This is a genomic window from Kribbella sp. NPDC005582 (assembly GCF_040605415.1).
GTDB lineage: Bacteria > Actinomycetota > Actinomycetes > Propionibacteriales > Kribbellaceae > Kribbella.
Genome location: NZ_JBEXCU010000001.1, coordinates 2,125,593 through 2,143,045, shown reverse-complemented (window position 1 = coordinate 2,143,045; position 17,453 = coordinate 2,125,593). Strand labels below are relative to the sequence as shown.

The window sequence follows — 17,453 nt, the reverse complement described above, 5'->3', positions numbered from 1 at the left end:
GTTAGGATGACCTAACTCAGGCTAACCCACGCACCCCAACCGAGGACAAACTCAGGTTCCGCGGATCGTGAAGGTCTTGCTGATGGCGGCCGTCAGGCTGCTGCCGCACGCCGGGAACAGCACCCGGTAGGGGATGTTGCCCTTGTACGCCGGCTGCGCGGTCAGCGTGTAGCGGTAGCTGACGTCGCGAACCTGCCCGGAGTTGACCGTTCGCCACTGGCTCGCGCCGTACAGCCGCTGCAGGTGCACCGGGCACCGGTTCGAACCGCCGGTGACGTTGCCGTTGACCGCCACCTTCGTGCCGACCGGAGCGCTGGTACGCGCCGGCGTCGCCGAGACGGTAGGGATCCGCCTCGGGGAGTTCGCCCAGCCCTTGGCGATCGGGAACGGGTCACCGCCCCCGATGGTCAGGCAGGTCAGCGGGATGCTGGTCCGCTCGGCCGCGTACGTTCTGGTCACGTAGCCCGCCGTATCGGTGAGGACCGGCGCCGAGCCGCCGAACTTGCATCCGGTGTCCTGATCGAGAGAGACCTTGAGCCGCGAGCCGTACGGCTTGCCGGTCTGGTCGTTGATCACCGACCAGCGGAAGGTGTACGGCTGGCTGACCGGGCTCGGCGCGTTGAGCTGTTTCACCGTGATCCGCGGCTGGTTGGTGCCGGTCACGGTGAGCTTGGGACCGTTCACCACGTCCGTCGGCTCGTCCCCCATCTCGGCGTACAGCTCTCCGGTGGTCATCACCGAGCGGACCTGGAAAGTCCCGTTGGCGGTCGACGGCACCCGCAGCACGCCGCGCCACTTGCCGTTGTCCGATGTGCCTTCGTAGCGGGTCAGTCTGGCCGAGTAGAGGTCGTCCAGGTGCCCGGTGCCACCCACACGATCGAGGATGGCGTGCAGGGTCTGATCGGGGCTCTCCCCGGGGAATTTCGCGTCGACCTCGACGGTCACCGGCACCGTGTTGAGCGACGACACCGCCACGCTGGTCCGGCTGAGCCGGACGTCGGTGACCACGTCGCCCGGTTCGGCATGTGCCGCCGGAGCGAAGCCGAGCGCCGTACCTGCCAGCGATACCACGAGTGCTGCACGAACGGTCCTCATTCACACTCCCGTGATGTAGAAGGTCTTGCTGCTGGTCGCGACGATGTTGTTGCAGGCCGGGAACTGGGCCCGGTAAGGGATCTTGCCCTTGTACGCCGGCTGCGCGTTGAGCGTGAACCGGGCACTGGTGCGGACCTTAGCGGTACCAACGGTCCGCCAGGCGGTCGCGCCGTACAGGCGCTGCAGGTTGATGGTGCAGCCGGCCGCGTACGGCGCGGTGCCGTTGACCGGCACGATCGAGCCGACCGGCGCACTCGTCTTCGACGGGGTCGCGGAGACGGTGATCGAGTTCTTCACCGAGAGCCAGGCACTGGTGATCGGACCGGGGCTGCCGGGAATCCGGAGGCAGTACAGGCCGTAGTTCGACTTGTCCGGGATCGACAGCACGCCGTTGACATCGGTCAGCGCGACGTCGGGTTCGCCTTCGACGCAGGTGTTGTCCTTGGCCGGCCAGGTCTTGATCCGCGTGCCGTAAGGCTTACCGGTCTGCGAGTCGGTGATCGTCCACTTGATCGTCACCGGCTTGTCGATCGGAACCACCGCAGGTGTCGCGGTGCCGACGATCTTCGGGCGGTGCGTCCCGGTCACCGCGAGCGTCGGCCCGTCGACCTGCACCGGATAATCCTCACCGCACGACGTACAACCGAAGTAGTAGCTGCCCGCGATCACCTTGCTGGCCTTGATCGTGCCGTTGGCCGTGGACGGCACGTTCACCACGCCCTGCCAGGTGCCGTCGTCGAGCGTTCCCTTGATCAGCTTCAACGGCATCGAGTACAAATCGGGCGGACCGCCGGTGAACTCGACGTAGAACGTGTCGTAGTCACTCGGCTTCGCCGAGCCCGTCATCGTCACCGTGACCGGCACCGTGTTGAGCGACGAGACTGCGACACTGCCGCGGCTCAGCACCAGCGAGTCGACTTCGAGGTCCGGACCGGCCGCCTGCGCGGCGGTCGCCGTACCGAGAGTGGTGAACGTCAACGGCACTGCGAGGAGAGCAGCGAGAATGCGCATCAGATACCCCGAATCGTGAACGTCTTGCTGACGCCGGCAACGAAGCCGCTGCAGGCCGGAAACTGCACCCGGTAAGGGATAACGCCCTTGTACGACGGCTGCGCGCTCAGCGTGAACCGAGCACTCGACCGGACCTTCGCCGTACCGACGGTGCGCCAGGCGGTCGCGCCGTACAGCCGCTGCAGGTTGACCGTGCAGCCGCTCGCGTAGGCAACCGTGCCGTTGACCGGGACGATCGTGCCGACCGCCGCGCTGGTCTTCGCCGGCGCGGCCGTGATCGCCGGCAGGGTTGGGATGTAGGTGGCCGCACTGGCGATCGGCGCCGGATTTCCGGGCAGCCGGACGCAGTACAACGAGCCGCTGTCCGACAACTTCAGCGTCACCGATCCGCTGAGGTCCGAGAGCACGGTTCTGGTGTCGGTGCCCTCGGCGCAGGCAACCTCGTTGGTCGGGTTCATCCGGATCCTGGTGCCGTACGGCTTGCCCGTCTGGGAATCGGTCACGGTCCACTTGAGCGTGAACGACTGCCCCACCTGCACCGCTTTCGGCGTGAAAGTCGCGGTGATCTTCGGGATGTGCACTCCGGTGACCGCAAGCGTCGGCCCGGCGACCGGAACCGGATAGTCGAAGTCACACTGCCCGCAGCCGAAGGGGTGACCGCCCGCGATCACCCTGGTGGCCTTGATCGTGCCGTTGGCCGTGGACGGCACGTTCACCACGCCCTGCCAGGTGCCGTCGTCGAGCGTGCCTTTGATCAGCTTCAACGGCATCGAGTACAACTTGCGCTGACCGCCGGTGAACTCGACGTAGAACGTGTCGTAGTCGCTCGGCTTGGCCGAGCCCTTGAGGGTGATCGTGACCGGGACCGTGTTGAGCGACGAGACCGCGACACTGCCGCGGCTCAGTACCAGCGAGTCGACTTCGAGGTCCGGATCGCCGGCCGCCTGCGCGGCGGTCGCCGTACCGAGAGTGGTGAACGTCAGCGGGACTGCGAGGAGCGCCGCGAGCAAGCGTCGGTTCGTCATGAACCAAGAATGAGCCCTCGCGGCGCTCCCACTAGACCAGAACTCAGGTCCCGCTGATCGTGAACGTCTTGCTGACGGTGGCCGCGAACGCGCCGCAGATCGGGAACGAGACCCGGTACGGCGCCGGGCCCTTGGCGGCGGGTTGTGCGGTCAGGGTGAATCGGCCGCTGGTCCGGGTGGTCGCCGTACCGAGCGTTCGCCAGGCGGTGGCGCCGTACAAACGCTGCAGGTGAACGGCACAGGGGTGCGGTGCACCGGTGACCGAGCCTTCGACGGGCACGGACGCACCAACCGGCGCGGCCGTTCGGGACGGCGTGACTGCGACTGCGCCAAGACGTCGCGGCGCGAACGTGAGCTTGGCGATCGGCTCGGGGACACCCGGCAGGATCAAGCAGTGCAGGCCGGAGGCGCCCGCTGCCGCGTAGCTCTTGACGACGTAACCGCTGGCCGTGCTGAGCTCCGGATGCCCCTGGTTCCGGGCGCAGTCGGCGCCTTGCCCCATCACGACCTTCAGCTTCGTGCCGTACGGCTTCATGGTGTCGGCGTTGAGGATCGACCAGCTGATCTTGTACGGCTGACCGACCGGCACGATCTCCGGGATGAACCGCGCGCTGAGCCGCGGCTGGCCGGTCCCCTTGATTGTCAGCTTCGGCCCGATGACGGTGGTGTAGTCGGGCTGTTGCCCGTCGCCGCCCAGACCGTTGCTCACCAGGTCGACACCATAGACACCGCTCGTGGTGGAGCGGACGTGCGCGAAGCCCCGCCACTTGCCGTGTTGCGTGGTGCCTTCGTAGCGCGTCAACGCCGCGGACGAGAAGCTGTACGTCCCAGGACCGCTGTCCCGGCCGAAGGCGGCGTACAGAACCATGTTCGGGTCGGCGGACGGTCCGTCGAAGCCGCCGTCGACCTCGACGGTGACCAGGACCGTGTTGAGGCCGGTCACCGCGACCTGGCTTCTGCTCAGGCGAACATCGGTGACGGTCAGGCCGGCAGTCGGCTCGGCGTGCGCGACGGGCGCGGTGCTGAGCACCGCGCCCATCAGCGACGCCACGAGTAGTGCTCGCAGCATTAGATTCCTTTGATTGTGAAGGTCTTGCTGACGCCGGCCAGGTAGTTGCCGCACCTCGGGAACGACACCCGGTACGGGATGTTCCCCTTGTACGCCGGTTGTGCGTTGACCGTGTAGCGGCCGCTCTGCCGGACGTTCGCCGTACCGACAGTGCGCCAGGCGGTCGCGCCGTACAGGCGCTGCAGGTTCACCGGACAGTTGCCCGGCGCACCGGACACCGTGCCGTTCACCGGGACGATCGAGCCGACCGGTGCACTGGTCTTCGACGGCGTCGCCGAGACGACGACGGCGCGCTTGGGGCGGTTGACGAACAGGCCGAGGGCACCGATGGGTGCCGGATTGCCCGGTAGCTGCAGGCAGTTGAGGAAGTTGCCGTAGTCGGCGGGGTACGCCTTGGTCAGGTAGCCGTTGGTGTCGGTCAGGTACGCAGGCCCGCCGAACTGCTCCACACAGCCGTTGTCGTTGGCCAGCCAGACCTTCAGCCGGCTGCCGTAGGGCTTTCCGGTCGATCCGTTGATCACCGACCAGCGGATCGAGTAGTTCGCGCCGTACGGGACCGGATCCGGAAGCACCCGCGCGGTGATCTTCGGGAGGTTGCTCCCGACCACCGTCAGCTTCGGCGGAGTCCCCGGGACCGGGGTCGGATCGGTCATGTCACCGCTGCCGGGCCAGTACTGGCCGACCATGATGCCGGTGAGCTCGAACGTGCCGTTCGCCGTCGAGGGCACGTTCACCACGCCACGCCACTTGCCGTCCTGTGTGGTTCCTTCATAGCGCTTGAGTGGGGGCGTGATCAGGTAGGTCAGCGGGCCCACACCGCCGGAGCGGTGCAGGATTCCGAACAGCGTGGTGTTCGGGTCGGCGTCGGCCCAGGCGTACTTGGCGTCGACCTCGACCGTCACCGGCACGGTGTTGAGCGACGAGACCAGGACGGGTGTCGTCCTGGGAATCCGCGCCGCTGTGACTGTCAGGTCCGGGTTCGGGCTCGCCGCCAGTGCGGTGGGGGCGGTGAGGGTCAGTGCTGCCAGCGGCGTCACCAGGAGCGCCGCGATCAGTCGGATGCGCATCAGATCCCCCTGATGGTGAAGGTCTTGCTGACACCGGCGCGGAAGTTGTAGCAGGCCGGGAACGACACTCGGTACGGGATGTACCCCTTGTACGCCGGTTGTGCGTACAGCTCGAATCGACCGCTACCCTGCCGGACCTTCGCCGTACCGACGCTGCGCCAGGCGGTCGCGCCGTACAGGCGTTGCAGGTAGACCGGGCAGCCGGTCGGCGCACCGAGGACTGTTCCGTTGACGGTCACGATCGAACCGACCGGAGCACTCGTCTTCGCCGGGGTCGCCGAGACGATGCCGGGACGGTTGATGCCGATCGAGAGCCAGCCGGACGGCGACGGGATGTTGGGCAGGAGCAGGCAGTTCAACGCCCCTGCCATGCTCGCCGGGTAGGACTTGGTGACGTAACCGTTGGTGTCGGTCAGCGCGTTCGAACTGCCGTAGCTCTCCACACATGCGCTGTCGTTAGCGAGCGCCACCCGCAGCCGGGTCCCGTACGGCTTGGCGGTCTGCGAGTTGATCACCGACCACCGGATCGAGTAGCCCTGGCCGAACGGCACCGGGTCCGGGATGATCCGCGCGGTGATCTTCGGGAGGTTGGTCCCGACCACCGTCAGGGTCGGCGGGCTCGGCACCGGCGTCGGGTCGGTCATCCCGTCGCTGCCCGGCCAGTACGGCCCGACCATCACGCCGGTCAGCTGGAACTGCCCGTTCGCTGTCGACGGCACGTTCACCGTGCCCCGCCACTTGCCGTTCTGGGTGGTTCCCGAGTACCGCTTGAGCTCGGTGGTGAAGAGATAGCGCAACTGGCCGGTGCCGGCCGACCGCACGAAGATCCCGTGCAGGGTCGTGTTCGGGTCGGCCTCCGGCCAGGTGTACTTCGCGTCGACCTCGACGGTCACCGGCACCGTGTTGAGCGACGACACGGTAACCGGTGTCGTCCTGATGATCCGGGCCGCCGTCACTGTCAGGTTCGGGTCCGGATCTGCCTGCGCGGTGGAGGCGCCGAGCGCCAGGACCACCATCGGCGCCATGAGCTGCGCCACCACTCGAATCATCCGCATACAGCACAGAGTGCTGCCGGACCACCCACTCCGCCTACAGCCGCGCCCGACAATTGCGCGATCGGGCGGAGCAGGTGGACCGGAAAGCTCAGACTCCGGTGATGGTGAAGCTCTTGCTCACCCCGGCGAGGGTGTTCTGGCAGGCGGGGAACTGCACCCGGTAGGTGCCCTTGCCCAAGGCCGCGACCTGCGCGGGGAGTGTGTAGCGACTCGTCACCGACAGTTTGGCGCTCCGCAGCGTGCGCCAGGCGGTCGCACCCGACAGCTTCTGCAGGTTGACCGGGCAGCCGTAGGTGATTCCGGCGACGTTGCCCTTGACGGAGACCGTCGTACCGACCTTTGCGCTGGTCTTGTCCGGGGTCGCCGCCACGATGCCCGGCCGCGGCACGAGCGCAATGTGGTCGTCGATCGGTGCCTGGGTGCCCGGAATCAGCAGGCAGTTCAGGCGGTCCGCCTCGGCCGGGGCGTGCTGAGTGACGATCACACCGGCTGCGTTGGTGAGCAGCGCACCCGCCGAGCCCTTGGCTTCAAGGCAGGCGTCACCCTTGGGGTGCAGCACCTTGAGGCGCGTCCCGTACGGCTTGTTGGTCCTCGAGTCGAGGACCTGCCAGGTGACCGAGTACGCCTTGCCGAACGGCACCGGGCTCACGCTGAGCTTGCGGGTGATCTTCGGGATGTGCAGACCGGTGACCGCGAGCGAGACACCGCTCACCGGGTCGTTGTCCGGCGTCTTGGCCTTGAGCGACCGGTTCAGGACACCGGCGTACACGGTGCTGACGTCGAGCCGGCCGTCGGCGGTGGACGGGACGTTCACCTTGCCTTCCCAGGTGCCGTCGGTCGGTGTGCCGGAGATCAGCTTCAACGGCTCGGAGAACACCTGAGTGGAGTAGGTGTGCTTGGACTCGTAGCTGTTCAGCTCGACGTACATCGGCTGGTTGGCGGTGCCCAGCTTGTAGGTGGCCTTGACCGTGACGGTCACCGGCACAGTGTTCAGACTGGAGACAGCGACCGACGAGCGGCTGAGGAGGACGGATTCGACCTGCAGGTCGGGCGGCGCGGCGGACGCCGGAACGGTGCTGAGCGCCGCGCCTACGAGAGACGCGACGCCCAGGGCCGTAAGAAAGTTACGAGTCTTCATGCCTCAATCATGAAGCACTGTCAGGTCCCCGTGATCCAGAATGTCGGGCTGACGGCTGTGACGTAGTTCGAGCAGGTGGGGAACTGCACGCGGTACGGGATCTTGCCCTTGTACGCCGGCTGCGCCTTGAGCGTGTAGCGCTTGCGCGAATCGGTCTTCACGGTGCCGACGGTCCGCCAGGCGGTCGCGCCGTACAGGCGTTGCAGGTTCACCGGGCAGTACAGCGGGGCGACCTTGACGACGCCGTTCACCGGGACGATCGTCCCGACCGGCGCGCTCGTCTTCGACGGTACGGCGGTGACGACGCCGGGGTGCCGGAGCAGGATCGTGAGGCCGCCGATCGGAGCCTGGCTGCCGGGGACCAGGAGGCAGTGGATCGCGTCGTCGGAGATCGTCTTGTTCATGATGACGCCGTTGACATCGGTCAGTACAGTGCCCGCCGTGCCGACCCGCTCGACACATCCGTTGTCATCGGCAACGATCACGCGGAGCTTGGTGCCGTACGGCCGCCTGGTCTCCGAGTCCATCACCTGCCACCGGATCGTGACCGCTGTGCCGGCCTTCGCGATCGACGGCGTCGAGATCGAGCCGAACTGCGGCTGGTGCACGCCGGTGACCTGGATCGCCGGTCCGTCCACCGGTGTCGCCGGGGTGTTGGTCCCCGAGGCCGGGTTGTACGTGCCGATGTTCAGGCCGGTGATCTTCAGCGTGCCGTTGGCGGTCGACGGCACGTTCACCTTGCCGCGCCAGACGGCGTCGGTCTCGTTACCGGCGATCATCGCCAGCGGGTCCGAGACGACCCAGTTGATGTTCGCCGGTACGGCACCGCTCCGCTTCAGGTCGGCGTACAGCGGAGTGGTGGTCCGGCTCGGGTCACCCCCGGTGATCGACCCCGTGACCGTGATCGTAACCGGCACGGTGTTGAGGCCGGCCACGGCGACCGCCGTGCGATCGATCTGCACGGCCTTGATGGTCAGGTCCGGATCCGCCGCGGACGCCGGAGCCGCGGTCAGAACCGCCGCCGCCAAGGGTGCCGCGAGCAGCGCAGCCAGAAGTCTCTTCATAGGTCCCAGAGTGCAACACCCCGGGACCACCAGCTAGACCGGAATCACCTACTTATGATCCCAGTTCCGGATCGTTCACGTCCGCGAGATGGAGCCCAAGGTTCGCTCCGGCTTTGAGCAACTGACGATCCCCGGAGGCGAACAGCAGATCCGGCTCATGAATATTCTCAGCCGTCGCGCAGTGCAACGCGTCGTACGAGCGCAGCGTCTCCGTGAAGGTCAGCGTGGCCGCCCTGCGCACCAGCCGCTTGGTCACGTCGACCACATTCACCTCCTGCCACAGACGATCGAGCGCCCGCAACGCTTGCGTGTGCTGCGAAGCGGTCATCCGATCGCATCGGGTGGCCTGGGCCAGTGCCCCGGAAGCCTCGAGGTACATGATCCGCGTCGAGATCACGTCGTCGGCGTCCCGCCAGAGTTGCTGGCAGAGCGACGAACTGGGCTCCTCGATCAGGAGCGGGACGAAGGCCGAGGTATCGAAGTAGCAGATCATCGGCTCTGCTCCGGGATCAGATCGCTGACCGGACCCTTGGTCTTGATGGGCGGCGGCGCCGGTCGCTTGGGGCGAACGGGCGGGTGGGCGTCGCCGTCCGCGATCATCTGCTGCAACTTGGTGAGCCCGTCGACCGGGACGATCTTCGCGATCGGCTTGCCGTGGTCGGTGACGGTGATGGTGTGTCCCTCGCGGACGTGGGCGAGGTGCCGGCTGAGACCGTCGCGGAGCTCCCGAATGCCGATGTCCATCAGATCTCCACCTATTTCCAGTGCTGCCATGGCCACAATTCCTCCTCTGATACTAGCCACAATTTGCGGCTGGTATCACTGTGAGGGCGCGGAGGCAGTGCTGCGAAGGGCAGATGGTGGGGCATCCAGGGGCATCCAGGGGCAGATCGCCGTCACGGCCAGATGGAGGTGATGTATTCGGGGTGGTCGATGAAGGGGTTTCGGTTGTGTTGGTAGGTGGTGTAGATGACCTCGTTGCGGCGCTTCTCGAAGGCGTCCGGCGGGTCGGCGGCGGCCCAGGCCTTCAGGACGGAGAGTTTGCCGATGTACGGCGCGGTGCCGTTGTTGACGGCGTTGTTGGGTTCGAGGTTCGGGAAGCCGTCGTCGCCTTCGTAGCGGACGGCCATGTAGAGGATCATCCGGGCGACGTCGCCGCGGACGGCGGCGCGGGGGGCGAAGGAGTCGGCGTCGGCGGTGCAGCCGGGGCATTCGGTGACGGCGGTGCCGCCGTTGTCGAAGTCGAGGTTGCCGCGGGCCGAGTTGACCGAGACGTCCTCGGGGCGGAGGTGGTGGATGTCGGTGCCCGGGCCGGTCGCCGTACCGAAGTCGCCGTGGGACTTGGCCCAGACGTGTTCGCGGTTCCAGTCGTTGACGCCACCGCCGTTGGTGGACTTGCTCTGGGAGCGGCCGGAGTAGAGCAGGATGACGTTGTTGGTGTTGGCCGGGTCCTGGTCGGTGTCCTTGAGGGCGTTCCAGACCTGGTCGTAGGTCAGCTTGGTCTGCTGGGCGATGAGCGTGTGCAGGCCGGCCTTCAGGGCAGCGCCGGTCTTGCCCGCGACGGGCGCGTAGTAGTCACCCGGATCCGTCGGGTCGCCGGGGTCCGATCCACCGCCGCCGGTGAAGGCGGTCGCGTCCTTCAACCCGGGATGGGTGAAGTACGCCGCCAGCGTGCCGGTGACCGTGATCTGCTTCCCGAGCAGCCCCGGATTGCTCTGCAGTCCGTACGACGCCCGGAACGCGGCCGGGATCTGCACGTACAACATGGACGCCGTACTCGTCTGACTCGCGGAGTCCGCGAGGGCGAGCGCGTAGTCGCTCGGATAGTTGCTGCGGACCACCGTGTTGGTAGCCGTCGGCTGACCGACCACCCACCCGGTGACCGAAGCGGTGGAGCCGTTCTGCTGCCCGATCGCCGTCGCCACGGTGATCGGGGTCGCGGCGGTCGACGGCGTGACGCCGAAGCCCAGCAACGCGAGGACGGCGGTCAGAATCAAGACCGGACGGTACGAGCGGACCACAGCAACTCCCAGGGGCGGATGGGATCTGTCGGAGGTGAGTCTGCCCCTCCGCCCGGTCCGGCGAAACGTCCCAGCACCTGAAGATTGCCGGACGATCCGGCAAACTCAGGGCAGCTGCAAGGTCCCGACCGGCTTCTTGCCCATGGCCCCGTTGATCGACTCGTAGACCAGGTACGTACCAGCCGGGTGCTTCCAGCCGGGACATCCGGCGACGGAGAGCTGTGCGTAGATGATGGCCGAGCCACCTGGCCTGAAGACGAAATCCCCCTTGGCGACCTTCGCCAAGGCGCTGCCGACGATCTTCGGGTCGCCATGCTTCGGGACGACGAAGAAGAGAGTCGACGTGCTGGTGGTGCTGTAAACAGTGACGTCGGACGAGTTGGTGAGCGTGATCCTGGCGGTACCGCTCCAGGCGTAGTTGCCGGTCCGCTTCATCGTCTTCTGAGTCAGCGCGACCTTCAACCGCTCTCGCTGCAGCTGGCCGTTGTAGGCCTGGTTGCAGTCCTGGTGCTGCAAGGACGGCTTGGCCGACGGAGCACCACCGCTCACCGGAGCATCCCCGGCACCCGGCAGTACGGCGTACGCGCCGACGGCGAGCGTGGTCACCGCGGTGACGCTGCCGACGCCCACCGCGGCCGAGCGGATGCGGCGGCGCCGGCGGATGGCAGGGAGCAGGGCGCTGCCGTCGACGCTCACGTTCTCGGCCTCGGCGGCGGCGCTGCGGAGCAGTTCTTTCAGATCGGTCATTTCATCGTCTCCTCGGGGACGGCGAGCTGGGTGGCGAGTTTGGCGTGCGCGTCGGCCAGGTGACGTTTGACCGTGCCTTGCGCGCAGCCGAGCTGTTCCGCGATGTCGGGGACGGTCAGATCCTCGTAGTACCGAAGCACCACGCACGCTCGCTGCTTGGGCGACAGCGTGGCGAGCGCCTGCCGTACGACGTCGGTCAGCAGCCGGTCCTCGTCGTGGTGTTCGGCCGGATGGACCAGCAGGTGCCGTTTGGCTCGCCAGAGTCCGGCCCGGCGGCGGCCGTCCACGAACTGGTTGAGCATGGCGCGCCGTACATAGCCCTCGAGCTGGATGACATCCCTGCCGACCCGCATCCGCCCGAAGACCTTCAGCAGCGCGTCCTGGACCAGGTCCGCGGCGGCTGCCGACTCGCCGGTCAGTAGATAGGCGTACGCCCGGAGCGCGCCGCCTCGCGCGGCGAGCAACTCCTCGAAGGCTCGTTCCCAGTCAGCCATCCCGTACCCGTCTCTCGGTTTCAGCTGTCGGTCACCAAGACGAACTCGGGAGCTGAACCGTTGGGGTTGAGTCGGTGGGGCGGTGAGCGAGTGAGTGTCGCTCGCCGCCCCACCTAGGCAGATGGGCCCCCATCAGTCCGCGGCTGTCACCACGGGCTGCTTGCCCATCCACCAGTGAGGTGCCACTGGCGGGCGGTACCTCACCGTTCGAGTACGGAGGCGTCCTCCGTCATGGCGTGGTGCGGACGCCGTTACGGACGGTACTCAGTCCGCCACGCGATGTCCATGGGCAAAGCAGCCATCTCGGGGATTGATCCCCGGCTTGCTGACTCAGCAGCTGATCGTATCCCGGTGGGTGGTGCCGGCGGCGCGGAAGTTGTTGACCCGGCTGGTGATCTGGGCAGGTGTCAAGGTTTCGTTCTTCGCGTAGTAGACCCAGTCGGCGGACTGCACGTAGGTGCTGACGCCACCGGTGTGACCGCTCAGGTCGATGAACCACTGGTTGTAGTTCAGCGTCATCGGGCGCCGCGGGTAGACGTTGTGTCCCGCGTCGTCGGTCGTGTGGTCGGCGGCCAGCGATCCGTCGATGTAGTACTTGACGTGCCCGCCCGCGACGACGGTGACGAGTGTGTGCCAGCCGTTGTGGCTGAAGCGGCGCGCGGTGCTCTTCCGCCAGCCGTCGAACGGATCCTCCTGGTACGTGTTCCAGCTGGTGATGAAGTCGACCGGACCGGTCTCACCCCAGCCGCCGTTCGGCAGGTACTCGGAGATGTCGAGCTCGGAGTACGTCGGTTCCCAGTCGTAGTCGAGCGGCGAGATCGTGTAGAAGGTCTGGTTCACCAGGTCGCCGTCGTTGCCGCTGATCGGCGCGTCGGCGAACTTGAAGCGGGTCGCGTAGGTGCCTTCGAAGAAGCGCAACCGGTTCTGCTGGACCTGGGCCTGGGTGGTGCCGCTGGTCGTGCCGTTGGTGGTGGCCTTGAGCTGCAGCGACTTCTGGCCGTCGACCACCGGGAAGCTGACGTTGGCGGCGGACCACGTGTCCGGGATGCCGGGGCCGCCGGCGCCGGTCCGGATACTCCAGTCGTGGCCGGTGAAGTTCGGGTCGGTGCGTGACGAGTAGTTGAAGTCGTCGAAGAGCGCTCCGCAGGCCGCCGTCGTACTGGTCGAGGCGGGGCCGGCAGTCGCGGTGGCCGCCGTACCGGCGGCGAGGGCGGCCAGTACGACGGCCGCGGCGGTGAGGCGGATCTTGGGCGATCGAGTCATCGGGATTCACCTTCGTTTGTCGGGGCGGACAATCTCCACCCGAGGGTGGTCTATCCAATTGGTAAAGTCAATGCGTAAAGCACGTCCACGCTGCGCGCAGATGGTTAACCACTGGTAAGATTTCGGGATGAGACGGACCGAGGCGCGGGACCAGCTGCTGCGGCTGATCGAGGTGCGCAACCCCGGTGAACCGCTGCCGTCGGAGCGCTCCCTGAGTGAGGAGCTCGGCGTCTCCCGGCCGACGTTGCGGGCCGCTCTCGACGACCTCGCGCGGGACGGACTGGTGATCCGCGAGCACGGTCGCGGCACGTTCACCAGTGCCCGCAAGATCCAGCAGGAGCTCGAGCCGACCGCGTCCGGCGACTACCAGGCCCCGCTGGCGGAGGGCTCACCCTGGCCGAGCCGGCTGCTCAGCTTCGAGGTCGGTCCGGCCGGCGCCCGGCTGGGGCACAAACTGGAGATGTCACCGGTCGAGGACCTGGTCACCGCGCTGCGGCTGCGCATCGTCGACGGTGCACCGATGTGCATCGAGCACATCCGGATCCCGGCCGCGTTCGTCCCCGGGATCAAAGGCCGCGACTTCGAGCTCGGCTCGTTCTACGGACTGCTCCGCTCGCGGTACGCCGTCGCTCCGAAGGACGCCGTCCAGACGGCGGAGCCGACGGTGACCGACGCGCAGGAGGCCGAACTGCTGGGCGTGCCGGTGCATTCACCGGCACTGCTCTTCGAGCGCACCACCCGCAACGCCGACCACGCCGTGATCGAGTACACGCGCTCCATCTATCGCGGCGACCGGTACCGGATCACGACGCGGCTCACGTTCGACTAAAGCAGCTGGCCGAGGACGGCGGCGGCTACCGCCGCATCAGTCGCACCAACACCGGTGAGATCAGCGATGGACTTCGCATCGTGTGGCGCTCTATCGCGCAGTACTGCGCCCACCGGCGCGTCCGCCTCTTCCCCCACCACGCCGGCGCGGACGGCGTTGCCGAAGTCGCCGTGGTGGAGACACTGCGCGTGGTCGTCGGTGGCGACGAGCGCTCCGGCGAATACCTCGGGCGGCAGCTCGCCCTTGCCCGGCATGTCGGTTCCGATCCCGGTGATGTGCACAGCGTTCCGGAAGGCCTCCAGTGGCAACGGTTCGCGAGCAGCGGTCGTGGTGATCACGCACGGCGCACCGGTGAGACCGTCCGGGGTCGCCTGGAGGCCTGCAGCCTGCAGTTGCTGACAAAGCCGATCCACCGCCTCCGGTCGGCGACCCCAGACCTTCACTCGACGCAGCGGTCGCAGCTCGCGCAACCACAGCACTTGCAGCAGCGCCTGCTCACCAGTCCCCAGTACGGCGACCTCGTCGACCTCGACCGGCGTCATCGCGTCGGTGATCAGCGCCCCGGCGGCCGCCGTACGCCAGGCGGTCAGTTTGCCTTGGTCAGCCAGTACGGCGGCCGGCTGACCGTTGGTCGCGTCCATGGCGAGCATCAGCCCGTTGTTGACGGAGCCGAAGCTGCTCGCCACCTTCACCACGAAGTACGGCGTACCGGCGACGTGACCGGCCTTCACATGCGTGTCACCGGCGTACTCAGGGAAGTCGAGCACCATCGGCGCCGGTACGGACGTGCGCCCTTCCGCATGCGCGATCAACGCCGACCGCACGGCCTCGAACACGACCGCCGGCTTCGCAACCTGACTGATCTCGTCGAGTCCGAAGATCGGCAGCTTCATCGATGCTCCAGCCAGTCCGCCCAGGCAGCCAGCGCGGGACCGGGGTTGTGCCGCCCGACGCCGACCCGGAAGCGGTCCGTCGGGGTCCCGGTGAGCGCGGACCTGTAGATGCTTGCCGGAAGCAACAGTACGCCGGCCTGTTCGACCAGCGCCTCGCACATCGCCTCGACGCCATCCACGCCGAGGTAGCGCGGATAGGCCACGCATCCGCCGTCCGGTGCGGCGAACTCGAACAGGTCGGAATAGCGGTCGAAGAACTCTGTGAATGACGGCAGGTTCGCCGCGATGATCCCGCGGTTGCGTGCGAGCAGCTGGTCGCGGGCTCGGAGTGCGATCAGCGCGAGCACCTCGCTCGGCGCGGAGTTGCAGATCGTCGTGTAGTGCTTGGCGCGTTCGAGCCGATCGAGGACCGTGCGATCACGGCAGGCGATCCAGCCGATCCGCAGGCCAGGCAGTCCGTACGCCTTGGACATCACGTTGAGCGAGAGCGCCGTACCGGAGAGATCTGTTGCTTGCGGCAACGGATCACGAGTGAGCTCGAGGCCGCGGTAGACCTCGTCGGAGAACAGCAGGATGCCGCGCTCCGCACACAGGTCGACCAGCCGCTGCCAGGCCTCGGGGGTGGGCACCGCGCCGGTCGGGTTGTTCGGGAAGTTGACCGAGACCATCCGCGTGTTCGGCCGCAGTGCCTGCTCGATCGCGTCGACGTCGAGCGCCCAACCGTCCTCGGGGCGGAGCGCGACGCCGGTCACCTCGGCGACGGAGAGCGGCACCGTCTCGGCCGCTTGGTAGTTCGGCGTGAGCACGACGAGGTGGTCGCTCGGCTCCAGCAGAGTGCGCATCGCGAGGTAGATCCCCTCCTCCGCACCCGCGAAGCAGAGGATGTCGTCGGCCTCCGCGTCGGTGTAGGTCGATGCGATGGCTTCCCGGAGCGCAGGCAGTCCGCGCGTCTCGGTGTAGCCGAGCGCCAACGACTCCCAGCGCTCGCGACCGTCCTCGTCGGCCAGCGCGAGCAGCTCGGCCATGGTGACGGTTTGCGCGTCGGATGCGGTCAGGTGGTAGCGCGCGGCGAACTCCCAGCGCGCGAAGTGAGTCTCCAGGCGGAAGTCAGGCAGGGTCGGCATGGGACTCCTTCCGAGCCTCGGCCAGCAGTTGATAGAGCGCGGACCGCGACACCTGCAGCGCCCGCGCCACCGTCGGCACAGACCGGCGCTGGCTGAGCACGCCTGCCGCATCCAGTCGCCCGAGCAGCTCCACCCGGTCCGCCCGACTCAACCGCTCCACCGGTACGCCGCGCTCCTGCACGTAGCCGGCGATCGACTCGTTGAGCTTCTCGGTCCAGTCGTGCTCGAACAACACCCGCGGCTGACCGGACACCGGCGCCGCGAACGCCGCCAGCAACCGGCTCGCAGTCTCGAAGGCGGTCCGGTCGACGTTCACGCACAGGACGTAGGCCGCCGTACCGGCGTCGTCGCGCAGTACGGCGCTCACGCTCGACAGGCGGCGGCCGTCCGGCAACACCTTCGGATATGGCCCGTACGCGTCCCGCCCGGTCTCCGTCAGCTCATCCAGCTCACCGAGCAGCGACGGCTCACCAACCTCGCGACCCGACAACGGATTCCAGATCGCCGCGATCCGATCGGTCGCCGAGTCGTGCAGCACCACCTCCGCGTGCGGCGACAGCAACCGCGCCACCACCTCGCCGACCGGCGTCACCTGCTCAAGCTTCACCTGACGGACGATACGTCCACTCTGGACGAAATGTCCATCCGCCGGGCGCGACGGAGGCCGAGCAGGAGGAGGCCGATCGAGATCGTGCCGACCACGGCGTAGGTGATGACTCCGCCGATGCCGTCCCAGGCGGTGTGCAGGGCGACAGCCAACGCGTACATACCGGCGAACCCGGCCAGGTGCCTACCGCTCGGAGCGCTCACGAAGCGCCAGAGGCCCCAGCAGCTCAGACCGGTCCAGGCGGCGTGGCCAGCCGGCGACAGCAGTCCGCGGATGAAGAGGGTCTGCTCGGCGGCGCCGACGTTCCCGCCGGACTGCAGCAGCGCGACGAAGGCGTAGCCCATCGTCTCCAGTACGGCGAACCCGGTACCGACCGCGACTCCGATGATGATTCCCCGCCCGACCGAAGCGCGGTACCGGTGTCCGAAGAAGACGACCAGCACCGCGGGCACGACCAGCTTGGCCGCTTCCTCGATCAGCCCGACCCCGAGCATCGGCAGCGTCCCCAGCCGCCGCATGGCGTCGTACTCGAGCAGTCCGGCGACCACGACTCCCACCACTCCGCCGAACAGCAGGCACCCGCCCAGCGTCGGCCCGTCGATCAGCCAGCGTCCGGAGCGCCCCGCCGCGAACGTCACGAAGGTCAGCGGTACCACCAGCGCCCCGAGCAGGATCATCGTCGGGAACAGGTTCGGGTTGTTGGTGTCGGCAAGCACCGCCAGTACGGCGAAGTACAACGCCGCGCCCACCAGCAGAGTCCCCAGCCAGGCCCATTTGCGCACCGCACTCACACTCATGTGCTGATGGTGCCGGGTACTGGCGTGCTTGCGCCATGTCGCAGGGACGGCAGTGATGGACAGGGCCGATCACCGTGACGAGATTGCAAACTCAAACGGAACAGCGCTGCGCCCAGCCTGTGAACTACTGAACTCCGAACGAGGAGACCTGCCC

Annotated in this window: 19 protein-coding genes; 1 reads left to right on the top strand and 18 read right to left on the bottom strand. The window is 67.4% G+C overall.

Features of this window, described 5'->3' with window-relative positions; translation table 11 throughout:
• Positions 1 to 51: 51 nt before the first annotated feature.
• The 14 genes from ABZS29_RS10650 to ABZS29_RS10585 all read right to left on the bottom strand — a co-directional run bounded on the left by ABZS29_RS10650 (position 52) and on the right by ABZS29_RS10585 (position 13,049).
• The gene (locus ABZS29_RS10650; protein WP_355460522.1) at positions 52 to 1,095 is read right to left on the bottom strand and encodes a hypothetical protein; all 1,044 of its coding nucleotides are present in this window, start codon (positions 1,093 to 1,095) and stop codon (positions 52 to 54) included.
• On the bottom strand, positions 1,096 to 2,106 hold the full coding sequence (locus ABZS29_RS10645; RefSeq protein ID WP_355460520.1) for a hypothetical protein: 1,011 nt from the start codon (positions 2,104 to 2,106) through the stop codon (positions 1,096 to 1,098).
• Positions 2,106 to 3,131, bottom strand: coding sequence for a hypothetical protein (locus tag ABZS29_RS10640; protein ID WP_355460518.1), 1,026 nt, complete (start codon positions 3,129 to 3,131; stop codon positions 2,106 to 2,108). Before ABZS29_RS10640 ends, ABZS29_RS10645 begins: the two co-directional genes overlap by 1 nt.
• 43 nt (positions 3,132 to 3,174) lie before the next feature.
• A complete protein-coding gene (locus ABZS29_RS10635) occupies positions 3,175 to 4,200 on the bottom strand; it encodes a hypothetical protein (RefSeq protein WP_355460516.1) in 1,026 nt (341 codons plus the stop codon).
• Positions 4,200 to 5,267 carry a hypothetical protein gene (locus tag ABZS29_RS10630; RefSeq protein ID WP_355460514.1) on the bottom strand — a complete coding sequence of 356 codons (1,068 nt, stop codon included), beginning with the start codon at positions 5,265 to 5,267 and terminating at the stop codon, positions 4,200 to 4,202. The genes ABZS29_RS10635 and ABZS29_RS10630 overlap by 1 nt, the downstream gene beginning before the upstream one ends.
• On the bottom strand, positions 5,267 to 6,322 hold the full coding sequence (locus tag ABZS29_RS10625) for a hypothetical protein (protein WP_355460512.1): 1,056 nt from the start codon (positions 6,320 to 6,322) through the stop codon (positions 5,267 to 5,269). The genes ABZS29_RS10630 and ABZS29_RS10625 overlap by 1 nt, the downstream gene beginning before the upstream one ends.
• 88 nt (positions 6,323 to 6,410) lie before the next feature.
• Positions 6,411 to 7,460 (bottom strand): hypothetical protein, encoded by a 1,050-nt coding sequence (locus ABZS29_RS10620; protein ID WP_355460510.1) that lies wholly within the window; start codon positions 7,458 to 7,460, stop codon positions 6,411 to 6,413.
• 20 nt (positions 7,461 to 7,480) lie between these two features.
• Positions 7,481 to 8,524, bottom strand: coding sequence for a hypothetical protein (locus ABZS29_RS10615; RefSeq protein WP_355460508.1), 1,044 nt, complete (start codon positions 8,522 to 8,524; stop codon positions 7,481 to 7,483).
• A 52-nt stretch (positions 8,525 to 8,576) separates the two neighbouring features.
• Complete coding sequence (locus ABZS29_RS10610) at positions 8,577 to 9,017, bottom strand: type II toxin-antitoxin system VapC family toxin (protein WP_355460506.1); 441 nt, start codon at positions 9,015 to 9,017, stop codon at positions 8,577 to 8,579.
• Positions 9,014 to 9,268 carry a type II toxin-antitoxin system prevent-host-death family antitoxin gene (locus tag ABZS29_RS10605; RefSeq protein WP_355460504.1) on the bottom strand — a complete coding sequence of 85 codons (255 nt, stop codon included), beginning with the start codon at positions 9,266 to 9,268 and terminating at the stop codon, positions 9,014 to 9,016. Before ABZS29_RS10605 ends, ABZS29_RS10610 begins: the two co-directional genes overlap by 4 nt.
• A gap of 152 nt (positions 9,269 to 9,420) precedes the next feature.
• On the bottom strand, positions 9,421 to 10,521 hold the full coding sequence (locus tag ABZS29_RS10600) for an endonuclease (RefSeq protein WP_355460502.1): 1,101 nt from the start codon (positions 10,519 to 10,521) through the stop codon (positions 9,421 to 9,423).
• 129 nt (positions 10,522 to 10,650) lie between these two features.
• Complete coding sequence (locus tag ABZS29_RS10595; protein ID WP_355460500.1) at positions 10,651 to 11,292, bottom strand: hypothetical protein; 642 nt, start codon at positions 11,290 to 11,292, stop codon at positions 10,651 to 10,653.
• Entirely contained in the window at positions 11,289 to 11,786 is a 498-nt protein-coding gene (locus ABZS29_RS10590; protein ID WP_355460498.1) for a SigE family RNA polymerase sigma factor, read from the bottom strand. Before ABZS29_RS10590 ends, ABZS29_RS10595 begins: the two co-directional genes overlap by 4 nt.
• 330 nt (positions 11,787 to 12,116) lie before the next feature.
• Positions 12,117 to 13,049 (bottom strand): glycoside hydrolase family 16 protein, encoded by a 933-nt coding sequence (locus ABZS29_RS10585; RefSeq protein ID WP_355460496.1) that lies wholly within the window; start codon positions 13,047 to 13,049, stop codon positions 12,117 to 12,119.
• 127 nt (positions 13,050 to 13,176) lie between these two features.
• Between ABZS29_RS10585 and ABZS29_RS10580 the strand changes: the two genes are divergently transcribed.
• Positions 13,177 to 13,878 (top strand): GntR family transcriptional regulator, encoded by a 702-nt coding sequence (locus ABZS29_RS10580; RefSeq protein WP_355460494.1) that lies wholly within the window; start codon positions 13,177 to 13,179, stop codon positions 13,876 to 13,878.
• Here ABZS29_RS10580 and ABZS29_RS10575 read toward each other — a convergent pair.
• Genes ABZS29_RS10575 through ABZS29_RS10560 form a run of 4 tightly spaced genes read right to left on the bottom strand, consistent with a single transcriptional unit; the run spans position 13,875 to position 17,299 of the window.
• Positions 13,875 to 14,771 carry a hypothetical protein gene (locus tag ABZS29_RS10575; RefSeq protein ID WP_355460492.1) on the bottom strand — a complete coding sequence of 299 codons (897 nt, stop codon included), beginning with the start codon at positions 14,769 to 14,771 and terminating at the stop codon, positions 13,875 to 13,877. The genes ABZS29_RS10580 and ABZS29_RS10575 overlap by 4 nt on opposite strands.
• Entirely contained in the window at positions 14,768 to 15,895 is a 1,128-nt protein-coding gene (locus ABZS29_RS10570) for a pyridoxal phosphate-dependent aminotransferase (protein ID WP_355460490.1), read from the bottom strand. The genes ABZS29_RS10575 and ABZS29_RS10570 overlap by 4 nt, the downstream gene beginning before the upstream one ends.
• Positions 15,879 to 16,502: a PAS domain-containing protein gene (locus ABZS29_RS10565; RefSeq protein WP_355460488.1), complete on the bottom strand. Its 624-nt coding sequence runs from the start codon at positions 16,500 to 16,502 to the stop codon at positions 15,879 to 15,881. The genes ABZS29_RS10570 and ABZS29_RS10565 overlap by 17 nt, the downstream gene beginning before the upstream one ends.
• Positions 16,499 to 17,299 carry a PrsW family intramembrane metalloprotease gene (locus ABZS29_RS10560; protein WP_355460486.1) on the bottom strand — a complete coding sequence of 267 codons (801 nt, stop codon included), beginning with the start codon at positions 17,297 to 17,299 and terminating at the stop codon, positions 16,499 to 16,501. Before ABZS29_RS10560 ends, ABZS29_RS10565 begins: the two co-directional genes overlap by 4 nt.
• Positions 17,300 to 17,453: the final 154 nt, after the last annotated feature.

What these genes read in the sequence shown, in the direction of transcription:
- ABZS29_RS10650 (WP_355460522.1), bottom strand. Translation starts at nt 1,095, where the DNA reads ATGAGGACCGTTCGTGCAGCACTCGTGGTATCGCTGGCAGGTACGGCG.
- ABZS29_RS10645 (WP_355460520.1), bottom strand. Translation starts at nt 2,106, where the DNA reads ATGCGCATTCTCGCTGCTCTCCTCGCAGTGCCGTTGACGTTCACCACT.
- ABZS29_RS10640 (WP_355460518.1), bottom strand. Translation starts at nt 3,131, where the DNA reads ATGACGAACCGACGCTTGCTCGCGGCGCTCCTCGCAGTCCCGCTGACG.
- ABZS29_RS10635 (WP_355460516.1), bottom strand. Translation starts at nt 4,200, where the DNA reads ATGCTGCGAGCACTACTCGTGGCGTCGCTGATGGGCGCGGTGCTCAGC.
- ABZS29_RS10630 (WP_355460514.1), bottom strand. Translation starts at nt 5,267, where the DNA reads ATGCGCATCCGACTGATCGCGGCGCTCCTGGTGACGCCGCTGGCAGCA.
- ABZS29_RS10625 (WP_355460512.1), bottom strand. Translation starts at nt 6,322, where the DNA reads ATGCGGATGATTCGAGTGGTGGCGCAGCTCATGGCGCCGATGGTGGTC.
- ABZS29_RS10620 (WP_355460510.1), bottom strand. Translation starts at nt 7,460, where the DNA reads ATGAAGACTCGTAACTTTCTTACGGCCCTGGGCGTCGCGTCTCTCGTA.
- ABZS29_RS10615 (WP_355460508.1), bottom strand. Translation starts at nt 8,524, where the DNA reads ATGAAGAGACTTCTGGCTGCGCTGCTCGCGGCACCCTTGGCGGCGGCG.
- ABZS29_RS10610 (WP_355460506.1), bottom strand. Translation starts at nt 9,017, where the DNA reads ATGATCTGCTACTTCGATACCTCGGCCTTCGTCCCGCTCCTGATCGAG.
- ABZS29_RS10605 (WP_355460504.1), bottom strand. Translation starts at nt 9,268, where the DNA reads ATGGACATCGGCATTCGGGAGCTCCGCGACGGTCTCAGCCGGCACCTC.
- ABZS29_RS10595 (WP_355460500.1), bottom strand. Translation starts at nt 11,292, where the DNA reads ATGACCGATCTGAAAGAACTGCTCCGCAGCGCCGCCGCCGAGGCCGAG.
- ABZS29_RS10590 (WP_355460498.1), bottom strand. Translation starts at nt 11,786, where the DNA reads ATGGCTGACTGGGAACGAGCCTTCGAGGAGTTGCTCGCCGCGCGAGGC.
- ABZS29_RS10585 (WP_355460496.1), bottom strand. Translation starts at nt 13,049, where the DNA reads ATGACTCGATCGCCCAAGATCCGCCTCACCGCCGCGGCCGTCGTACTG.
- ABZS29_RS10580 (WP_355460494.1), top strand. Translation starts at nt 13,177, where the DNA reads ATGAGACGGACCGAGGCGCGGGACCAGCTGCTGCGGCTGATCGAGGTG.
- ABZS29_RS10575 (WP_355460492.1), bottom strand. Translation starts at nt 14,771, where the DNA reads ATGAAGCTGCCGATCTTCGGACTCGACGAGATCAGTCAGGTTGCGAAG.
- ABZS29_RS10570 (WP_355460490.1), bottom strand. Translation starts at nt 15,895, where the DNA reads ATGCCGACCCTGCCTGACTTCCGCCTGGAGACTCACTTCGCGCGCTGG.
- ABZS29_RS10560 (WP_355460486.1), bottom strand. Translation starts at nt 17,299, where the DNA reads ATGAGTGTGAGTGCGGTGCGCAAATGGGCCTGGCTGGGGACTCTGCTG.